The 19,673-nt window shown below is 67.4% G+C and carries 16 protein-coding genes; 6 read left to right on the top strand and 10 right to left on the bottom strand.

Annotated features, from left to right (window positions below; all coding sequences use genetic code 11):
* Positions 1-40: 40 nt before the first annotated feature.
* From Q1K09_RS06445 to Q1K09_RS06420, 6 genes are all read right to left on the bottom strand, one after another.
* A complete protein-coding gene (locus Q1K09_RS06445) occupies positions 41-931 on the bottom strand; it encodes a response regulator transcription factor (protein WP_300344094.1) in 891 nt (296 codons plus the stop codon).
* On the bottom strand, positions 928-2,364 hold the full coding sequence (locus tag Q1K09_RS06440; RefSeq protein WP_300344093.1) for a histidine kinase: 1,437 nt from the start codon (positions 2,362-2,364) through the stop codon (positions 928-930). The genes Q1K09_RS06445 and Q1K09_RS06440 overlap by 4 nt, the downstream gene beginning before the upstream one ends.
* 45 nt (positions 2,365-2,409) lie before the next feature.
* Complete coding sequence (locus tag Q1K09_RS06435) at positions 2,410-3,285, bottom strand: ABC transporter permease subunit (RefSeq protein WP_300344092.1); 876 nt, start codon at positions 3,283-3,285, stop codon at positions 2,410-2,412.
* A complete protein-coding gene (locus Q1K09_RS06430) occupies positions 3,282-4,229 on the bottom strand; it encodes an ATP-binding cassette domain-containing protein (RefSeq protein ID WP_300344091.1) in 948 nt (315 codons plus the stop codon). Before Q1K09_RS06430 ends, Q1K09_RS06435 begins: the two co-directional genes overlap by 4 nt.
* A gap of 135 nt (positions 4,230-4,364) precedes the next feature.
* A complete protein-coding gene (locus Q1K09_RS06425; RefSeq protein WP_300344090.1) occupies positions 4,365-5,666 on the bottom strand; it encodes a DUF418 domain-containing protein in 1,302 nt (433 codons plus the stop codon).
* 257 nt (positions 5,667-5,923) lie between these two features.
* Entirely contained in the window at positions 5,924-7,009 is a 1,086-nt protein-coding gene (locus tag Q1K09_RS06420) for an inositol-3-phosphate synthase (RefSeq protein ID WP_300344089.1), read from the bottom strand.
* A gap of 189 nt (positions 7,010-7,198) precedes the next feature.
* Here Q1K09_RS06420 and Q1K09_RS06415 point away from each other — a divergent pair, with 189 nt between their 5' ends.
* Positions 7,199-8,593 carry a hypothetical protein gene (locus Q1K09_RS06415; protein WP_300344087.1) on the top strand — a complete coding sequence of 465 codons (1,395 nt, stop codon included), beginning with the start codon at positions 7,199-7,201 and terminating at the stop codon, positions 8,591-8,593.
* A 227-nt stretch (positions 8,594-8,820) separates the two neighbouring features.
* Here the strand turns inward: Q1K09_RS06415 and Q1K09_RS06410 are convergent, their stop codons facing one another.
* Entirely contained in the window at positions 8,821-10,245 is a 1,425-nt protein-coding gene (locus tag Q1K09_RS06410; protein WP_300344086.1) for a CCA tRNA nucleotidyltransferase, read from the bottom strand.
* Positions 10,246-10,383: 138 nt separating this feature from the next.
* Between Q1K09_RS06410 and Q1K09_RS06405 the strand changes: the two genes are divergently transcribed.
* From Q1K09_RS06405 to trxA, 5 genes are all read left to right on the top strand, one after another.
* Entirely contained in the window at positions 10,384-10,929 is a 546-nt protein-coding gene (locus tag Q1K09_RS06405; RefSeq protein WP_300344085.1) for an NUDIX hydrolase, read from the top strand.
* 24 nt (positions 10,930-10,953) lie between these two features.
* Positions 10,954-12,828, top strand: a complete 1,875-nt coding sequence (locus Q1K09_RS06400) for a lipid II flippase MurJ (protein WP_300344083.1) — start codon at positions 10,954-10,956, stop codon at positions 12,826-12,828.
* Positions 12,829-12,867: 39 nt separating this feature from the next.
* Positions 12,868-14,208 (top strand): hypothetical protein, encoded by a 1,341-nt coding sequence (locus Q1K09_RS06395; protein ID WP_300344081.1) that lies wholly within the window; start codon positions 12,868-12,870, stop codon positions 14,206-14,208.
* 114 nt (positions 14,209-14,322) lie between these two features.
* A complete protein-coding gene (gene trxB / locus Q1K09_RS06390; RefSeq protein WP_300344080.1) occupies positions 14,323-15,339 on the top strand; it encodes a thioredoxin-disulfide reductase in 1,017 nt (338 codons plus the stop codon).
* 79 nt (positions 15,340-15,418) lie between these two features.
* Complete coding sequence (trxA, locus tag Q1K09_RS06385; RefSeq protein ID WP_300344079.1) at positions 15,419-15,745, top strand: thioredoxin; 327 nt, start codon at positions 15,419-15,421, stop codon at positions 15,743-15,745.
* A gap of 124 nt (positions 15,746-15,869) precedes the next feature.
* On the opposite strand, the gene Q1K09_RS06380 is transcribed toward trxA, so the two are convergent.
* From Q1K09_RS06380 to rsmG, 3 genes are all read right to left on the bottom strand, one after another.
* The gene (locus Q1K09_RS06380; protein ID WP_300344078.1) at positions 15,870-17,096 is read right to left on the bottom strand and encodes a ParB/RepB/Spo0J family partition protein; all 1,227 of its coding nucleotides are present in this window, start codon (positions 17,094-17,096) and stop codon (positions 15,870-15,872) included.
* A 939-nt stretch (positions 17,097-18,035) separates the two neighbouring features.
* Positions 18,036-18,923, bottom strand: coding sequence for an AAA family ATPase (locus Q1K09_RS06375; protein WP_300344076.1), 888 nt, complete (start codon positions 18,921-18,923; stop codon positions 18,036-18,038).
* Between the two features lie 43 nt (positions 18,924-18,966).
* Positions 18,967-19,590 carry a 16S rRNA (guanine(527)-N(7))-methyltransferase RsmG gene (rsmG, locus tag Q1K09_RS06370; protein ID WP_300344117.1) on the bottom strand — a complete coding sequence of 208 codons (624 nt, stop codon included), beginning with the start codon at positions 19,588-19,590 and terminating at the stop codon, positions 18,967-18,969.
* Positions 19,591-19,673 lie beyond the last annotated feature (83 nt).

Genomic DNA, 19,673 nt, shown 5'->3' with positions numbered 1-19,673 from the left:
GGCACCACACTATCCAAGGCCGCGGCGCAGCCAGCGACCGTCAGTCCAGCAGGCCCGCCTGGTAGACGTAGACCACGGCTTGGACCCGGTCGCGCAGCTGCAGCTTGGTCAGGATGCGGCGCACATGGGTCTTCACGGTGGCTTCGGAGAGGAAGAAGCGGGCGGCGATCTCTGCATTGGACAGGCCTTCGGCGACGGCGAAGAGCACTTCGGTCTCCCGGGCGGTCAGCGGCTCACGGACCACCGAGTCCTGCATGGCAGTCGCGACCTGCTCGCCGGTGACCTTCCGGGCCGCGGCGCCGGTCTCGGGCTCCGCAGCAGCAGGGGCACCCGTCAGGGCCGCTGCGGCTCCCTGGGGCTGCCCGGCAGTCCCAGACCGCGCCTCGCCGGCGGGGCCGGCAGCCGGTGCCTGGTCCCCCGGGGCGTCCGGGGCGCCGGGGGCTGCCCCCTGCCGCAGGTAGACCTCCAGCAGCCGTTGGGTGATGCGCGGGGCCACCACCGCGTCACCGGAGGCCACCACCCTTACGGCGTCCACCAGATCCTCGGGGGTGACGTCTTTGAGCAGGAAAGCGCTGGCGCCGGCCTGCAGTCCGGAGAAGGCGTACTCGTCCAGATCAAAGGTGGTGAGGATGATGACCTTGGTCTCGCACCAGCGCTGCACAATCTGTGCGGTGGCCTCGATGCCGTCCATCCTGGGCATGCGCACGTCCATCAGCACCACATCCGGCGGCGTCGAGTCGGTGCGCTGCGGGTCGGCGAGCGCCTGGATGGTCTCCACAGCCTCGATGCCATCGGCCGCCTCGCCGACGATCTCCAGGTCCTCTTCGCCCTCCAGTATGAGCCGGAACCCCATCCGCAGCAGATGCTGGTCGTCCACCAGCATCACCCGAATCGGTCCGCCGCCGTCGGGCTCGGTGCTGTCTTCGCTCATGTCTCCTCCGCAGTCAGTGGCGCCTGCACAGCGTGTGGGGCCGATGCTCGTGCTGCCCCGGCCGGCTCCGGGGGCTCCAGCACCGCACGCACAGTCCAGCCCCGGTGCTTGCCCGGACCGGCGTAGACCGAGCCGTTGTAGAACCCGGCCCGCTCCTGCATCCCTTGGATGCCCAGCTGCGAGCCTACCGACTCGCGGCGGGTGCCCTCCGCGGGGAGCACGCCGTCATCGGTGATGGTCAGCACCACCTGGGCGGGACCGGCCAGGCCCAGCGCCTGCTGCTCCTTGGTGCTGAAACCCTGCTGCTGCAGCGCATCCCGCTCGCGGGCGGAGGTGGCCGGCTGGTGCTCCACCGTCACCGTCACTCGGGTGACCTGCCGGCCGTAGCGCAGCACATTGGTCAGCGACTCCTGGATGATGCGGTGGACGGTCAGGCCGAAGGCGGGATCCTCCGGCAGCGGGGGCCCGGTGTGAGCGGCCTCCAGGGGAAGTCCGGCCTGCCTGAACCCCTCATAGAGGTCCTGCAGGGACTCGTGCACCGGCCGGCGGGCCTCGGTGACGTCGTCGCCCTTCTGCAGCACTCCAATGACCCGGCGCATATCGGCCAGTGCCGTGCGCCCGGTGCCGGAGAGCTCCTCCAGCACCTCTGCGGCCCGCTCCGGGTCTCGGCGCACCACCACTCGGGCGCCGTCGGCCAGCGAAATCATCACAGACAGGGAGTGGGCGACGACGTCGTGCATCTCCCGGGCGATCCTGTTCCGCTCACCGACCTGGGCGAGCTGGCGGGAGCGGCGCGCCCAGTCGAGGATCTCCCGCTCGTGCTCGCGGCCGCGGCGCACCGCGGCACCGATGCCCGCGGAGATGCCCACCAGGAACACCATGGTGACCATCATCAGCCACAGCATTTCCCGCTCGCCCATGAACGTCTGGTCCTGCTGCCCGTAGACCCCTAGCCAGATGCTTGGTCCGTACTGGTCGCTCCAGCTCTCAGCGCGCAGCAGCGCGGTGTAGCTGAACAGGCAGGATGCGACCGAGACCAGCAGGCCCAGCCGGAGCCCGTGGTGGAAGGCCATCGCGTAGGCGGCCAGGCACAGCCCGAGCATCTGGGAGCCCTGCCAGGGATTGAACAGCAGCAGAGCCGCTTCGAAGAGCGCAACCACCAGCAGCACAGCGAACGGCCGCCAGTGCCGGAAGCACAGGGCGGCGGCGATCACCACGTAGCCGAACAGCTGCGGCAGCGCGTCGGGCCCCATATCCGCGTAGGCGGCGGGAAAGGTCCACAGACTCCACAGCAGGTAGCAGGTCACCACCACCGCGTTCATCCACCCGGGGTGGCGCCGGAACCAGCCGCGCAGTCCGCGCCGGCGAACCAGGCCGAGCTCGTCCCACCCGGGCATCGGCGCTGCTGCGGGATCGGCGCTGCTGTCAGTCACGGTTCTATGGTGTCATCCCCGCTGCCGGGGCTCGGAGGTCGGTGCTCAGACGTCCCGGCGCAGAAAGCTCATCCATCCGGCGAGCACCGGCACTGCGGTCCAAACCAGGATTCCCAGCCCGGCCTGCCACCGGGCCAGAGGCTCCATCCCGGGCATCTGGCCGTCCCCGGCCTCGGTGAACTGTCCCACCAGGCTCATGTACTCCAGCTGCAGCAGCGTCTGGGTCCAGTCGGCGCCGTTGGTGATGCTCCACAGGATGGTCAGGGCTATCTGGACCACAAAGAGGATGACGGCCAGCATCACGATGCCCCCGGCGGAGCTGCGCAGCAGGGTGCCCAAGCCGAAGCCCATCAGCACCGTGAGGACCACCGAGGCCCAGGTGGCTGCGTACATGCCGGCGATTCCGGCGTCTGCCACCACATCGGTCATACCCACCGGTTCGGTGATCAGCGCCACCACAATGTGGGAGAGCAGGATCATGGCCGCGGTGACCACCGCCGTCCACGCCGCAAGGGCCAGCGCTTTGGCCGCGAGAAGCCGGCTGCGCTGCGGAACGGCGGTCACCGATGAGCGGATCGATCCGCTGGCATATTCGGTGGTGATGGTCAGAACGCCGAGGGCGCCCAGCAGGATCATGGCGAAGTAGCTGCCGGTCATCCCCTGGGAGGCCAGCTGGAGGGGCTCGCCGGTGTCGAACTCGGTGCCTGCGGTGAACTGCTGATAGGAGAAGGCCGCAGATCCGGCGACGAGCACCCCGAGCACCAGGGTGATCACCGAAAGCACCCAGGCGGTGCGCAGGGCGGCGAGTTTGAGCAGCTCGGAGGAGACGGCGCCGCCGAAGGTGGAGCCATCACGGTCCGGATCGGCGACGACAGGGCTGGGCCGCTCGGCGGCGCTGGCAGTATGCAGTGCGGGATTCATGGGCGCGTCTCCTCCACGGGGTGCGCGGCTTCAGCGGTGTGCAGTGCGCCGGAGCGGTACTCCACATGCTCGCCTGTGAGCTTCATGTATTGGTCCTCCAGGCTGCTGTGCAGCGGGGTGAGCTCGTGGATCACGGCTCCGACCTCCAGGGCGCGGCGGCCGATGGAGCGCGGGTCCACGCCGGTGATCTCAAAGGACTCCGCATCGCGGTGCTGAATGGTGACCCCGGAGGCAGAGAGGGCGTTCATCAGCTGGGCGGCCTGTTCGGTGCGGACCAGCACCCGGTGGCCGTCGTCGTTGAGCAGCTGCTGCAGCGGCGCATCGGCAATGATGCGGCCGCGGCCCAGCACAATGAGGTGGTCGGCGGTCTGGGCCATCTCGCTCATCAGGTGGGAGGAGACGAAGACGGTGCGGCCCTCTGCCGCCATCTGGCGCGCCAGCCGGCGCACCCACCGCACCCCCTCGGGGTCCAGTCCGTTGACCGGCTCGTCGAAGATCAGCACCGCAGGGTCGCCCAGCAGCGCCGCGGCGATGCCGAGCCGCTGATTCATGCCCAGGGAGTAGCCGCGGATGCGCTTGGAGGCGGCGGCTTCCAGTCCTGTGAGCTCGATGACCTCTTCCACCCTGCCGCGGCTGATCCTGTGGGTGGCGGCCAGCACCCGCAGGTGCTGCCGGCCGGTCCGGCCGGGGTGGGTGGCTCCGGCGTCGAGCACAGCCCCCACGCTGTGCACCGGTGCGCGGTGCTGGGCGTAGGGACGCCCTCCGATCGTGATGCTTCCGGAGGTTGGTCTGTCCAGACCTACGGCCAGCCGCATGGTGGTGGACTTTCCGGAGCCGTTGGGACCGAGGAACCCGGTGACCTGGCCCGGGCTGAGCTGGAAGCTGATGCCGTCCACGGCGGTCTTCGCACCGTAGCGCTTCCGCAGGTTCTCTGCTGTGATCATGCTGCTCTCACTTCTCGTCGGTGGCTGGCCGGCCCGTCGGGCCGCCGTGTCGGTCCCGCAGCGCTGCCGGGATCAGTCATGCAGGAATCTACTCCGCCTGGGGGATGACCACATCCGCCCCCGGACTGATATTCCTCAGCGGCGCTGCCCGGCGTCGTCGGCGGCAGCCCCGGCCGCTGCAGCGCGCATGCTGGTCCGGTAGGTCCAGGCGCGCAGCGGGATCTCCACCGGACCGCGGCGGAATCTGCTCAGCCACAGCCGGGAGATCAGCAGCTGCCCGGCCCACACCACCACGACGACGGCGGCCACCACCGTGGGTGCCAGCTGACCGGCCAGGCCCAGGCCCAGTCCGGAGAAGAGCAGCGCCAGCACCAGCGACTGGGTCAGGTAGTTGGTCAGCGACATCTGGCCGGCAGGCGCCAGAGCGGCGGTGATCGGCCGCCCGGCACGGCTGCGCAGCAGCAGCATCAGCCCCATGATGTATCCGGCGGCCTGGATCGGTCCGGCCAGCAGCACCAGACCGGTCGCGGTGAGTTCGGCGCCCAGTGCCGGCTCCGACGCGGCTGCGCGGGATGCGGTGCTGCCCGGCGGGCCCCACAGCAGCACAGCCGCCGTCGCACTGAGCGTCAGACCCAACGCCAGGGCGGGGAGCATCCAGGCAGTCAGCTTCGCGCTGGTGACCTCCCCGCGCAGGATGCGTTCCAGCAGCCGGGAGCGTCCCACTACCAGCCCGATGAGGAAAGCGGCCAGCGCCATCGGGCCTTGGCCCAGCAGAATGCTCACCGCCACCGTGCCGTAGGCGCCCAGCTGGAATGAGAGGTAGGAGCCGATTCCTGCGGTGTAGGCTGCCCGCTCCGCATCAGCGTCCGCACTGGGAACCATGGACTGGTCCCACATCGGAGTGCCTTCCAGCGCGGTGGTGAGCAGACCGATGCCGGTGGTGACGCCGCACCAGAGCAGGAAGAGGCCGGCTGCGATGATCAGCGCCCAGAGGGTGCGGATTCTGCGCAGCCCCAGCAGCACGAAGCCGAAGAGTCCGTAGGCCAGCAGGATGTCTCCTGCGAACAGCAGGATCCCGTGCAGCACCCCCAGGATGATCAGCGCGGTGAGCCTGCGGGCGGTCCGTCTCTCCTGTTCGCCGTCGCCTCCGGCGCCCGGCCAGCCCACGGGCGGCCGCCGACCGGCGCCGCCGCTCAGGCCCGCAGACCCCCAGGAGAGCACGAAGGCCAGGCCGAACAGGAAGCTGAAGACCACATAAGACTTGCCCTCGAAGATGAGGGTGGTCGCGAACCGGACCAGCTGGTCGGCCGAGGTCTCTGCCGCACCGCTGCGCATCCCGGTGACCAGGCTCTCCGGGTGTGCGAAGTACCAGACGTTGACGCTGAGGATCCCCAGCAGCGCCAGGGCCCGCAGTGCGTCGACCTCTCGCAGTCGCATGGAACTCAGCCTAGGGCCGGTGCGCATGCGGCAACGTCATCCGTAGGGCTGATCGTTTCCCACGGTCTGCGCATGCCTCCCCGATCCGTTGGCCAGGGCGCCGCTGCTGCCGCGGCTGTGCGCCCCGGCGGCGGAGTGCGCCCCGGCGCTGCCCCCAACCGGTCAGACTCCCGCCACAGCGGCAGCACGCCACACCGGTAGCGCGACCCACCGGCCACCGCCGAGGCAGCAGTGCACCCCTCGCTGTCAGCAGGATCTCAGCGGTCGATCTCTCCGCGGATGAAGGCCTCGACCTTCTCGTAGGCGACGTCGTCGTTGTACTGCTCCGGCGGGGACTTCATGAAGTAGCTGGAGGCCGAGAGCAGCGGGCCGCCGATGCCGCGGTCCAGCCCGATCTTCGCAGCCCGGATCGCGTCGATGATCACTCCTGCGGAGTTGGGAGAGTCCCACACCTCCAGCTTCAGCTCGATGGAGACCGGAGCGTCGCCGAAGTTGCGCCCCTCCAGCCGGATGAAGGCCCACTTCCGGTCGTCCAGCCACTGAATGTAGTCGCTGGGTCCGATGTGCACGTCGCGGTCGGCGAGCTTCGCGGTGGTGTTGGAGGTCACCGCCTGGGTCTTGGAGATCTTCTTCGACTCCAGCCGCTCACGCTCGAGCATGTTCTTGAAGTCCATGTTCCCGCCGACGTTCAGCTGGTAGGTCCGGTCCAGGTGCACGCCGCGCTCCTGGAACAGGTGGGCCAGCTCGCGGTGGGTGATCGTGGCGCCCACCTGAGATTTGATGTCATCGCCGACGATCGGCAGTCCGGCCTGGGTGAACTTCTCCGCCCACTCTTCGGTGCCGGCGATGAACACCGGCAGCGCGTTGACGAAGGCGCAGCCGGCATCGAGCGCGGCCTGGGCGTAGAACCGTGCGGCCTCCTCGGAGCCCACCGGCAGATAGCAGACCAGCACATCCACCTGCGCCTCGCGCAGAGCCGCGACGACGTCCACCGGCTCGGCAGCCGATTCGGTGATCATCTCCGTGTAGTACCGGCCCAGACCGTCCAGGGTGGGGCCGCGCTGGACCGTCACGCCGGTGGTGGGCACCTCGGCGAGCTTGATGGTGTTGTTCTCGCTGGCCACGATCGCTTCGGCCAGGTCCGTGCCGACCTTCTGCTCGTCGACGTCGAATGCGGCCACGAACTGCACATCGCTGATGTGGTAGTCGCCGAACTGCACATGCATCAGACCGGGCACGTCCTGCTCTGCGGGAGCGTCCTTGTAGTACTCCACGCCCTGCACCAGTGACGCTGCGCAGTTGCCGACGCCGACGATGCCGACGCGGATGGGGTTCTCTGCCAACAGTGACTCCTTCATATTCGACACCCGAAGACTACGCCCCTTCTGCGGGGGCGCAGTGTGCGGTGCAACGTATTCACCTGCCGTTCACTTCCGCACACATTATTCCCGAAAAATCCAGGCCACGGTGCCGACCTGGGAGGATCACGACGACGACGGCGACTTTCCGGCCCTGATCGGTAGGGTGGCAGGGTGACCCGTTCCGTGGAACCGCTCTCCCGCACTGATCCGCTGGTGGGGTATCTCTCCGACCGGGCCGGCGGACCCGCTGGGCGCCGGCTGCGTCCGATGCCGCGGGGCCGGCTCTCCATGGCACAGGTCCTCACCGCGCTCACCGTGGTGGCGGTGCTGATCTCCGCGCTGGCCTCTCAGTACTGCAGGATCAACGGCTGGGGCGGCACGGCGGTCTACCACTGGGGCTGCTATTCGGATGTGGCTGCTCTGTGGGGCACCCGGGACTTCGACCAATCGGCATGGGCCCCGTTCCGTGAGGACCTTTCCACCTTTGAGTACCCGGCTCTGACCATGCTGCTGGCATCCCTGACCGCCACGGTCACCCACGGTGTGCACGATCTGCTCGGCGGCACCGTGCTGGGGTACTGGGGCGACCGCACCGGCCTGCTGTTCTGGGACGTGTCCTTCCTGCTGGCCGCCGGGGCGTGGGTGGTGCTGGTGCTGGCCACGATGCAGGCGGCCGGGCGCCGGGGCTGGGACGCCGTCCTGGTGGCGGTGTCTCCGGCGATCATCTTCGGCATCGGCATCAATTGGGACATCTGGCCGGCGGCCGCCCTGGCGCTGGCGGTGCTCTTCTGGCTGCGGGGCTGGTGGGTGCTGACCGGAGTCATGATCGGCATCGGGGTCTCCTTCAAGCTCTATCCGCTGTTTATGCTCGGGGCGCTGTTCACCCTGGCGGCGCGGCGCTGGCTGCGGCGGGAGGCCCACGGCCTGTCCTGGTGGGCGTTCCTGCGGACCCTGGGAGCTGCCTCGGCCACCTGGTCGGCGGTGAATCTGCCGGTGATGCTGGTCAGCTTCGACTCGTGGGCGAGGTTCTTCCTCTTCTCCGCTGAGCGTGGGGCCGGCTATTCCTCCCTGTGGCACGTCTGGGCTGTTCTGGGAGAATCCGGGCCGGATGCCGCCACAGTCTCGGCCGGCAGCTTGGGGCTTTTCGCCGCCGCCTGCGCCGGGGTGCTGGCGGTGGGTCTCACCGCACCGGAGCGGCCCCGGATGGTGCAGCTGCTGTTCCTGATCGTCGCGGCGTTCGTGGTGTGCAATAAGGTCTACTCGCCGCAGTTCATGGTGTGGCTGGTTCCGCTGATGGTGCTGGCGGCTCCGCGGGTGCGGGACATTCTGATCTGGCACGCAGTGCAGCTGCTGCACTTCTGGGCGGTGTGGATGCATCTGGCCGGCATTGTGGGCGATGCCGAGCCGCAGCACACCTTCGACCCGACGCTCTACGCGCTGGCGGCCATCGGTCATATGCTCTCCACCGCCTACATCGCCGCGCAGGTGGTTGCCGATATCTACCGGCCCGAACGTGATGTGGTCCGATCCAGCGGCCCTGCCGGTCGACTCCACGCGGCTGCCTGAGCAGCCCGGCCCCAGCGCCGCCGCCTCCGGCCGCCATCGCGCCGTCCCCGGCCCGCCACATCCTGCTCGATCACGTCCCTCGCTTTTCATTTCGACCCCGCCGCGGCCCGATTCTGAAAAGCAGGGGCCAGCACCCGGCCGTCTGATCCGCCCCCGGGTGCGCGGCGCGGCCGCGCCACCAGCGACGCCAACCGTAAAGTGGCGGACCACCCGGCCCCGCGCAGCGCTCAGAGGTTCTCGGCGGCCCAGTCCTTCAGCAGCGCCACGGCGTCGTCGTGATCGATCGGCCCGTGCTCCATGCGGTGCTCCAGCAGAAACTTGTACGCCCGGCCCACCGTCGGCCCCGGCGGGATGTCCAGGATCTCCATGATCTGCTCGCCGTCCAGGTGGGGGCGGATCTTGGCCAGCTCCTCCTTCTGGGCCAGCTCCGCGATGCGCTGCTCCAGATCGTCGTAGGCCCGCGCCAGGCGTGCCGCCTTCTTCCGATTGCGGGTGGTCACGTCGGAGCGGGTCAGCCGGTGCAGCCGCTCCAGCTGGTCGCCGGCATCGGTGACGTAGCGCCGCACCGCGGAGTCGGTCCACTCCTGCTCGCCGTAGCCGTAGAACCGCATGTGCAGCTCCACCAGGTGGCAGACTGCCCGGGTGGTCTCCTTGTCGAACTTCAGCGCCTTCATCCGCTTGCGCGTCAGTTTCGCGCCGACCACATCGTGGTGGCGGAAGCTGACTCCGCCGCCGGGTTCGAAGCGCCGGGTCTTCGGCTTGCCCACATCGTGCATCAGCGCGGCGAAGCGGAGGATGAAGTCCGGCCGCGGCACCGGGCCGTCCTGGTCGGTCTCCAGCTCCGCAGCCTGCTCCATGACCTGCAGGGAATGCTGGTAGACGTCCTTGTGCCGGCGGTGCTCGTCATCGGTGAGCTTCAGCGCCGGGATCTCCGGAAGCACCTTATCGGCCACGCCGGTGGAGACCAGCAGGTCCACCCCAGCACGCGGATACGCTCCGCAGATCAGTTTCACCAGCTCCTCGCGCACCCGCTCGGCCGAGACGATCTCAATGCGGGCGGCCATCCTGCCCATGGCCTGCTGCACCTCGTCTGCCACATCCAGCCCCAACTGCGCGGCGAACCGTGCGGCACGCATCATCCGCAGCGGGTCGTCGGAGAAGCTCTCCTCCGGAGTGGCCGGGGTGCGAAGCTGCTTGGCATAGAGGTCACGGACACCCCCGTGCGGGTCCACCAGCTCGAAGCTGGGCAGCCGCAGCGCCATCGCATTGACCGTGAAGTCCCGGCGGAGCAGATCGTCTTCCAGTCTGCGGCCGAAGCGCACCTGCGGCTTCCGGGACGCCGGATCATAGGCTTCAGCACGGTAGGTAGTGACCTCCAGGGTGGTGCCGCCCTTGCGCAGCCCAATAGTGCCGAAGTCCCGCCCGATGTCCCAGTGGGCATCGGCCCAGCCGTCCACAGCGGCCAGAATCTCATCCGGGGTGGCGTCGGTGGTGAAGTCCAGGTCCGGCGAACTGCGCCCCAGAAACAGGTCGCGCACCGGACCGCCCACTAGGGAGAGATCATGGCCGGCGCGGGCGAAGACCTCGCCGAGTTCGACGACGACGTCGGGCAGCGCGGCGCCGGCAGGAAAGCCGTGGGGAAGTTCAACCATGATGCTGTTCAGTCTTTCACAGCTCAGCCGCTGGCAGCCCGGCCAGCAGCCAGGTGCGTGGCCGGGTTCACACGTGGCGTGCTGGGCTGAGAGGGAGCGAGGGTCCCGGGGCCTCCTGCGACGGTTAAAGTAGTGATTATGACCAATGCGGAAACCGGAGGTGAACGCACCACCCCCCTGACAGTGTCACGGGGTGCGCGGCGCGCGTCCGGCTCCGCTCCGGGGCGAGCCAATGGGCATCTGCGCACAGTGGAGGAGGTCAGCGCCGGCGGAGTGGTCATCAGCCCGGCCGCACGTGGGTTCGATGTGGCCATCATCGCCCGGTACAACCGGGGCGGGCGGCTCGAATGGTGCCTGCCGAAGGGCCACCCGGAGGGCAGCGAATCCTTTGAGGAAGCCGCGGTCCGGGAGGTCGAGGAGGAGACCGGGATCGCCGGGTCCATCCTGACCACCCTGGGCAGCATCGAGTACTGGTTCACCGTGCCCAGCCACCGGGTGCACAAGACCGTCCATCACTTCCTGCTCGAGGCCGTCGGCGGGGAGCTGACCATTGAGAAGGACCCGGACCATGAGGCGGTCGACGTCGCCTGGGTCAACCTGGACGATCTGGACCGGGTGCTGTCCTTTCCCAATGAGCGGCGGATCGTTCAGGCGGCCAGGCAGGTCATCCAGGACTCGCTCTAGCTCCTGGTCTATAGTCCTCCACTGATGAGCCCCACACCGTCCCCGTACCGTCCCCGGCACGCGGGGCGCCCCCATTCCCCCGGCGAGTCCAGCCCCACCAGCTCCGCGGACCGCCGGACCGCACCGACGCCGCCTGAGCAGCGATCACCGGATCCCCAAGCTCCTGCGGAGTCGCAGCCGGCCGGCCCGCAGGCCGCGCAGAGCACCTCCGAGCTTCCGGCGCATATGCCGAAGCAGGGCATGGCCGCCGCGAGCGCAATCATGGCTGCCGGCACCATGGTCTCCCGCGTGCTGGGCTTCGTGCGCACCGCGCTGCTTGCCGTGGCGATCGGCTCCACCACGCTGATGGCCGACGTCTTCGAAAAGGCCAACAGCATCCCCAACATCATTTATCTGCTGCTGGCCGGCGGGATGTTCAACGTGGTGCTGGTCCCGCAGCTGATCAAGGCCGCGAAGCAGCCAGACCGCGGAGCCGACTACACCTCCCGGCTGCTGACCCTGACCGTGACGGTCCTGGCCGCCGGCACCGTGCTGGTCACTGCGGCGGCGTATCCCATCATCGCCGCGCTCACCCGAGACTGGACCCCGGAGATGCTCACGCTGGGCGCCTCCTTCGCGCTGTGGACCCTGCCGCAGATCTTCTTCTACGGGCTCTACGCGGTGGTGGGCCAGATCCTCAATGCCAATGCCAAGTTCGGCTGGTACATGTGGGCCCCGGTGCTGAACAACGTCATCGCCATCACCGTGATCCTGGCCTATATCTTCGCCTTCGGCGCCCACCAGGCCGGCGGGGATCCACTGGCCGAGTGGAGCCCGGTGCAGACAGTCTGGCTGGCCGGAGGTCACACCCTGGGGATCATCGCCCAGGCGGCGCTGCTGCTGTGGCCGCTGAAGGCCCTGGGCCTGAGGCTGCGCCCCAGGTTCGGACTCCGCGGCATGGGCCTGCGCCGCACCGGTCAGGTGGCGGCCTGGACTCTGGTGACCATGCTGATCGGCAACGTGGCGAATCTGCTGTACCTGCGGCTGATCTCCGGGGCGACGGCGGCCCGCGAACAGATGGACGACGGCGGCGCGGGCGTGCCCGGCGAGTACGCGGCCAATGTGGCTGAGCTGATCGCGATCCTGCCGCATTCGGTGTTCGTGCTCTCCATCGCCACTGTGCTGTTCAACCAGCTGTCGCACTCGATGCACGAGGGCCAGACACACCGCGCCCGGGAGCTGATCAATGAGGGACTGCGGATCTTCGCGATCCCGGTGATGTTCTGCATGGTCGCAGTGCTGGTGCTCTCCGGGCCGCTGGGCCGGATCTTCGGCGGTGCCGGGGAGGATGCCCATGCTGCCGGGGCGGCCATCGGCCAGCTGCTGGTGATCCTGGCCCTGGGCATGCCTTTCCGTTCGGCGGCCTTCTACCTGCTGCGGGCCTTCTACGCCGCAGAGGATGCGAAGACCCCGATGGGCGTGTTCACCACTGCGGCCGTGGTGGGACTCTCCACCGCCTACGGCGCGGCGCTGGTGATCGATAATCAGCACGTTCCCTATCTGGTGGTGGGGATCTTCTCTGCCCTGCACCTGCTGCAGTATGTGATCTGTCACGTTCTGGTGGTGCGCCGTTGGGGCAGCTTCGACGTCGTCTCGGTGCTGGCGGCCTACACCAGGTCCGGCTTCGCGGCCGCGGCCGCCGGAGCCGTCGGCGCGGGCGTGCTGTGGCTGCTGGGAGGCTACAGCTACGGGTTCGCGTGGAGCAGCATCCTCACCGCTGTGCTCAGCTGCGCAGTGGTGGGGGCGGTGATGGCGGCAGTGTTCGTCGTCGTGCTCCGGCTGCTCAACGTCCCTGAGTTTTCCCAGTTCATGGCGCCGCTGGCCCGTCGAATTCCTGCTCTTGGGCGCTTGGCCGGGTAGTCTGGACTGGCGTACTCTTCGGCAACCTTTGGAGGACCCGTGGCCAAGCCGTTCGGCGTCGGTGATGTAGTGGGCGGTCGGTACCGCATCACTCATCACGTGGTGACTTCGGCGGATCAGGACATTGTGTTCCAGGCCACTGATGAGGTGCTCAGCCGTGAGGTGAGCGTGCTGGTGGCCTCCCGCGCCAACGCCAAGCAGGTGGCCACCTCTGCCAAGGAGCTGGCCACCGGGGAGCGCTCCTCCGAGGTGCAGGTGCTGGACCTGGGCCTGGCCGAGGACCGGACCTATCTGATCTCCACGCTGGTGGATCCCAATGAGCTGCTGGACCTGGTGGTTCCCGACGCCGCCCCGTACGTGGAGCCGTATTTCACCGACTCGCTGGGCTCGGAGCTGTTCGGCCAGTCCCGTGAGATGCAGCCCCAGACCTACGACGACGACGCCGAGTACTACGCGCGCCTGCAGGCCGACCTGGCCGGCGAGTCCGAGGGCGGACCGCGGCTGCCCGGCTTTGTCCGGCGGCGCCCGGCCTTCTTGGACAAAGTGACGCCTCAGCACGGCCAGTCCGGCGCCGACGATGCCGGCACAGCCGCCGACCGGCCCCAGGAGTCACCCCCGCGACCGGTGCAGCAGGAACCTGTTCCGGCGAGCTTCAGCTCAGAGGACCTGCAGTCTGCTCTGGAAGAGGCAGGCGACGCCCACGGCATCCAGCCCTCCCAGGAGATTCAGCGGGTCTTCTCTCTGCGAACCGACCTGGAGGAGGTGGACGTCGACCCCTCCGCCGATGTCCAGCAGGAGACTCTGGAGGCCGTCTACGCCTGGGCGCCGAAAGCCGAGGACCCCAGTCCAGACTCAAAGATGATGCCGACTGTGGAGGAGGCCGAGAACCAGGAGGAGCCGGAGGGACCGCTGTATGAGCAGGCTCCCTCTGCTGCCATCTCCACCCTGTCAGCCTCCGGAAGCGCCACTGGTGCTCCACCGGAGGTTGATGAACGGCTGGCTGAAGGCGAGGAGGTCGTCGATGATCCTCCCGCCGAGCCGGATCCCCGCTTCGAGCCGCAGCCCGGGACGGGCGCCGGCGGCGCGGACTCCGGGGAGGAGTCATTCGGCTCGGATGCCCATCCGCCGACCCGGACTGCGCCTGCCGCAGAGCTGGGTGCCGGCGGTTCCCAGCAGGACCCAGCGACGTTCACCAGCCTGATCACCGCCGTTCCCTCACGTGCGAAGTCCTCATTCCCGGCACCTGAGGGTTCGGCCTCCTCGACCGAGCGTGACTCGGAGGCCTCCGGGTCCGGGAGCCTGACCTGGTGGCTCGCCGCCGTCGTGCTGGCGGCCCTGGTCTTGGCTGCTGCAGTCATCCTGTTCAACGTCCTGAATTAGCGCCGTTCGGTGCACGGATTCCCCATGGGCGCTGACCAGGTGAACTCGCGGAATAGTCGGTGCGCCCGTATCGTTCGATCTGCTAGGCAATCACTTCATCTGTAAGGACCCCACGTGACTGAACAGACCCCTGACCTCGTGCACGATGTTGTCATCATCGGCTCAGGCCCGGCAGGCTACACTGCGGCCGTCTATACCGCTCGCGCCAATCTGAATCCCATCGTTCTGGCCGGCTCCGTGACCGCCGGCGGCGAGCTGATGAACACCACCGAGGTGGAGAACTTCCCCGGTTTTCCCGAGGGCATTCAGGGTCCTGATCTGATGATGAATATGGAGGCCCAGGCCCGGAGGTTCGGCGCCGATATCCGCCATGAGGACGCCACCGAGCTGAAGCTGGATCAGCCGATCAAGGAGATCACCCTCGGCTCCGGCGGGGTGCTGCACGCTCGGGCAGTCATCCTGGCCACCGGATCGGCCTACCGCGAGCTCGGCGTGCCCGGGGAGAAGGAGCTCTCCGGCCATGGAGTCAGCTGGTGCGCCACCTGCGACGGCTTCTTCTTCCGCGAGCAGGCCATCGCTGTAGTGGGCGGCGGCGACTCCGCCATGGAAGAGGCGCTGTTCCTCACCAAATTCGCCTCCAAGGTCTACGTCATCCACCGCCGCGAGGAGCTGCGCGCCTCGCAGATCATGGCCGACCGGGCCAAGGCGAACGAGAAGATCGAATTCATCTGGAACTCTGAAGTCGTCCGCGTCGAGGGCGAGGGCAAGGTGAGCAGCCTGCGGCTGCGCAGCACGGTCACCGGCGAAGAGTCCACTCTGGACGTGACAGGACTGTTTGTGGCGATTGGCCATGACCCCCGCGTGGAGCTGTTCGCCGATCAGCTGCGCCTCACCTCCGAAGGCACTGTGGAGGTGGAGGGCCGCACGTCCCGAACCTCTCTGCCGGGCGTCTTTGCCGCAGGCGACGTCCTGGATCCGCATTACCGCCAGGCCATCACGGCTGCCGGCTCCGGCTGCGTCGCAGCGCTCGACGTCGAGCAGTATCTGGCCGATGCAGCCGACTCAGATGCAGTGGAGACCCAGCCCCACGGTTCCGACCTCGCCGCCGAGCCTGTCCCGGCGCGGACATAGCACCAGCGGCGGGGGCGGCTGAACCCCGCCGCGAACAGTCAGCGATTATTTGCAGCAGCCATACGAAAGGAACATGCTCATGGCCGAACTCAAAGCCGTCACCGATGACACCTTCGAACAGGATGTGCTTCAGGCGGACAAGCCGGTGCTCGTCGACTTCTGGGCCGAATGGTGCGGCCCGTGCCGGGCGCTGACCCCCGAGCTGGAGAAGCTCGCCGCTGAGCACGAGGACACAATCCAGGTGGTGAAGGTCAACGTCGATGAGAATCCCGCCACCGCCGCGAAGTTCGGCATCACCTCCATCCCTGCGGTCTATGCCTTCAAGGGCGGAGAGAATGTGAAGACCTCCATCGGGGCCAAGCCGAAGCCGGCTCTGGAGGAAGAGTTCGCCGAGCTCTTGGGCTGAACGACCCTCCGTTTCACGTGAAACTCCCCGGCGCCGTGACGGCGCCGGGGAGTTTTTCGTTGACAGACTGCTTGCGGCGTCGCAACTCACCACCACGGTGGCGCACGGCTCGCTGAGGCTGGGTCTAACGCTCGGGAATATAGGCGCCCATCTGCTGCAGAATGCGTTCCAGATCCTCCAGGGATGCGAAATCGATGGCAATGCGTCCCTTCTTGGCACCCAGGCTGATCTTCACCTGGGTATCCAGCCGATCGGTCAGGGCTTCGGCATACTCGTCCAGCTCCTGAACCTGCGTGGTAGACGGCAGACGGGACGTTCCACGTGAAACCTCCGGTTCGTCTGCCGCTTGGCGCTTCATCAGTGTCGCAGCTTCTTCAGCGCCCCGGACGGACAGACCCTCCGCGATGATGCGCTGAGCAAGCTCCTCCATCTCTTCCTCAGTCTCCAGGCTGAGGAGGGCACGGGCGTGCCCCGAGGACAGCACCCCGGCAGCGACCCGCCTTTGGGCTGCCGCGGGGAGTCTCATCAGTCGCAGAGTATTGGAGATCTGTGGTCGGGACCGCCCAATTCTGCGGGCCAACTCTTCCTGGCTGATGCCGAAATCAACCAGGAGCTGCTGATATGCCGCGGCTTCCTCCAGCGGGTTCAGCTCAGAGCGGTGGATGTTCTCCAGCAGGGCGTCGCGCAGCAGGTCTTCGTCGCTGGTGCGGCGAATCACTGCGGGGATCGTCTCGCGGCCAGCGGCCTCGGAGGCGCGCCAGCGACGCTCACCCATGATCAGCTCGAAGGCCCCGTCCTCGGCCGGTCGCACAACAATGGGCTGCAGCACCCCGATTTCTCGGACCGAGTGAATCAGCTCGTTCATCTCGTCTTCGTCGAAGACCTCGCGGGGCTGGCGCGGGTTCGGCCGAATCTGCGAGACCGGGACCTCGCGGAACTCCGTTGCCTCCACCGACTCCGTTTCACGTGAAACGGGCGCTGGCTGGTCTTCACTGGGCGATGTCGGTGCCGAGGATCCTGTCCCCAGTACGTCGGGCATCTGCGCACGCTTGGCACCATTGCTGCGCCGCGGCTGCGTGCTGGGGGTGCGTTCCCGTCGCGCGGGCCTCTGATCCCCGGAGTCCCGCTCCACCCGCTGAGTGGCTAGGTGCGATTTTGCAGAGAAGAACACATCAATTGGACGCTCCGGCTGAGATGTTTCACGTGAAACCTCGACAGGCTCGGCCTCGACTTCCGGCTCTACCGGTGGAATCGAATGGGCTGCCGCGCCTGTCGTCGCACCGTCTTCTGCATCACTGTTGATGAGCGCCCCCAGGCCGCGTCCCAGCCCACGTCGCTTGCGTTCCGCCACGTTGATCCTCCACACGTTGATTGTCTGAACCAGTCTATGTACCCAGGCGTCGAATCACCGTACGCGCCATCACTGTTTCACGTGAAACGCACTCCCGTGTACGGATGAACTTCACCGTGTGTAGAGCACTACACCGTTCTGCCAACGCATCATCCGGAAGCATGAGACTTGCGGTCGTGCGGTTCTCGAGGTGGACCACCTTCGCCACGTGCCGGACCTGTGGAGCTTATGGAGCGTATGGACCGCTCGACCTCGCCGCCCCTGATGGGCTGCGTGCTCGGCTTCGCGCCAGAGCATCTGTCGCCGCTGGCCACGCCCCGGGCCCCGGGGAGGATCCGATGAGCCGCGATAGGCGCCAACCGGTGGTCTACGCCCAAGCCAACGGACCGCTCGTCCGGCAGCGCTGTGCGTGGGCATATGTCCCAGTGGGTATGCCGTTCCAGCTCATGCAAAAAGCCGTCGCGCAGGCTCACGTCCTCACGTTTCACGTGAAACACCACGACCTGCACATCCTGCATACTGTCCGCTCAGTCCGTGGGTCATCGGTAGGGGGGATCGACCATCCGATCGAGCGGAAGCGCCAACTTCGGGAATCAGCAGGACCGATGCGGCGACACGTGGTTCTCTCTGTGGCTTGGGTTCACGCTCTCCCGGGTAGCGCAAGGGCAAGCATCCTGGACGGCGACGGCACCCTGGTTGCCGGCGCCATCCTGCGGCTCATCGGCCGGCCAGTCTCCTCGCGCCGACCGCCGCTAGAGTCGGGCTTAAGAGCGGTTCCTCACCCCAGGCGCCGTTCTCGCCACCGCTTACCCGCCCAGACACCCGATCGACATTCCGCGCCCTCCATGGAGAGCTACTGGCCAGTAATATCGAGGTGTCGCACGTGCCGGGGCTTCGCCGCGGAATGGCCTAGCCCGGATGTTTCACGTGAAACGGCGCTCAGCCTCGCTGCACCAGTTCTGCGGCAGCCTCCAAATAGGCCAGGGCCCCGGTGGAGGAACGATCATAGGAGATCACGCTCTGCTGATAGCTGGGCGCCTCAGCAATCCGAACGCTGCGCGGGATCTTGGCCTCCAGCACCTCCTGGGGGAAGTGCTCCTTCACCTCTTCGACCACCTGAGCCGCGAGGTTCGTGCGCGCGTCATACATAGTCAGCAGAATGGTGGATACCCGCAGCGGAGGATTCAGGTGCTTCTGGATCATGCGGATGTTGTTCAGCAGCTGGCTCAGGCCCTCCAGCGCGTAGTACTCGCACTGAATAGGAATAAGCACTTCACGAGCGGCGACAAAGGCGTTGACCGTCAGCAGACCCAAGCTGGGCGGGCAGTCGATGAACACGTAGTCCAGCCGCTCATCTCCGGACTCTTCACGGTGCCGGAAGTACTCTTCCAACGCCCGCTGAAGGCGCTGCTCCCGAGCCACCAATGAGACGAGCTCGATCTCCGCTCCGGCCAAATGGATGGTCGCAGGGACCACCGAGAGCCGCTCCACATCCGGGCACTCCGCCACCACATCGGCCATGCTCAGGTCGTCGATCATGACGTCGTAGATGGAGTCGGTCTCGGCTGAATGCGGCACCCCCAGTGCGGTGGAGGCGTTGCCCTGCGGATCGATGTCGATGACCAACACATTGAATCCATGATCGGCCAGGGCGGCAGCGAGGTTCACCGTGGTGGTGGTCTTGCCCACTCCACCCTTCTGATTCGACACGGTGATGATCCGTGTCTCCTCCGGCTTCTCCAGGGTCAGCTCGGAAAGCTTACGTCGGCGCTGCTGCTCGTCCTGAAGCTGTGCTGCCAGGGGGGACTCGGATAGCGATTCGGTCATGCTCGCCAGTTTAGGCCAGGGGGAGGATGCTGCGCAGATCAGCTCAGCGCCGCCGCGCCCGCACCACGGTGGTGGGCTCAGGCAGCATATCCTCACCCAGCAGCTGCACCCGCGGGGTCTGCAGCCGCGCCTTCTTGATGGCCTTGCCGGCTGCAGCGATCTCCTCAGCAGCGCTGCGGCCTTTGAGCAGCATAAGTTCGCCGTCGTCATCGAGCAGCGGTACGGTCAGGGGTATCAGCTTCTTCAGTGATGACACAGCCCGTGCGGTGACCACATCGGCCATGACCTCGTCGCTGACCTCCTCGGCACGGGCTCGGATCACCTGGACGTTGTCCACACCGAGGTCCTTGACCACGGCATCCAGCCAGTCCACGCGGCGCTCCATGGGTTCGATGAGCATGAAGTCGACATCAGGCCGGCTCAGCGCCAGTGCGATTCCGGGAAGACCCGCGCCGGATCCGACGTCGGCCACTGTGCCCCCTGACGGGAGCTCAGGTCCCAGGACGGCGCAGTTGAGCACATGGCGCGACCAGATCCGCGGCACCTCCCTGGGCCCCAGCAGGCCATGGGTGATGCCGGTGGTGCACAGGTGCTCGGCGTAGGTCCGGGCCAGCGGAAGACGCTGGTCGAAGAGCCGCTCGGCAGCCCGGAGCAGCTCTCCCTCCAGGGGCTCGGGCGCCTCTGCAGGGGACTCCTGGGCCCCGTCGCCGTGACTGCTCACCGCGTCCGGTCCCTCTGCAGGTTCGCCGT

Origin of the sequence: Nesterenkonia sp. (assembly GCF_029265375.1) — a bacterium.
Lineage (GTDB): Bacteria > Actinomycetota > Actinomycetes > Actinomycetales > Micrococcaceae > Nesterenkonia.
The sequence above is the reverse complement of the archived record's forward strand: the minus strand, read 5'-3'. Positions and strand labels throughout refer to the sequence as shown.

What these genes read in the sequence shown, in the direction of transcription:
- Q1K09_RS06425 (WP_300344090.1), bottom strand. Translation starts at nt 5,666, where the DNA reads ATGCGACTGCGAGAGGTCGACGCACTGCGGGCCCTGGCGCTGCTGGGG.
- trxA (WP_300344079.1), top strand. Translation starts at nt 15,419, where the DNA reads ATGGCCGAACTCAAAGCCGTCACCGATGACACCTTCGAACAGGATGTG.
- Q1K09_RS06405 (WP_300344085.1), top strand. Translation starts at nt 10,384, where the DNA reads ATGACCAATGCGGAAACCGGAGGTGAACGCACCACCCCCCTGACAGTG.
- Q1K09_RS06435 (WP_300344092.1), bottom strand. Translation starts at nt 3,285, where the DNA reads ATGAATCCCGCACTGCATACTGCCAGCGCCGCCGAGCGGCCCAGCCCT.
- Q1K09_RS06400 (WP_300344083.1), top strand. Translation starts at nt 10,954, where the DNA reads ATGAGCCCCACACCGTCCCCGTACCGTCCCCGGCACGCGGGGCGCCCC.
- Q1K09_RS06410 (WP_300344086.1), bottom strand. Translation starts at nt 10,245, where the DNA reads ATGGTTGAACTTCCCCACGGCTTTCCTGCCGGCGCCGCGCTGCCCGAC.
- Q1K09_RS06430 (WP_300344091.1), bottom strand. Translation starts at nt 4,229, where the DNA reads ATGATCACAGCAGAGAACCTGCGGAAGCGCTACGGTGCGAAGACCGCC.
- Q1K09_RS06375 (WP_300344076.1), bottom strand. Translation starts at nt 18,923, where the DNA reads ATGACCGAATCGCTATCCGAGTCCCCCCTGGCAGCACAGCTTCAGGAC.
- Q1K09_RS06445 (WP_300344094.1), bottom strand. Translation starts at nt 931, where the DNA reads ATGAGCGAAGACAGCACCGAGCCCGACGGCGGCGGACCGATTCGGGTG.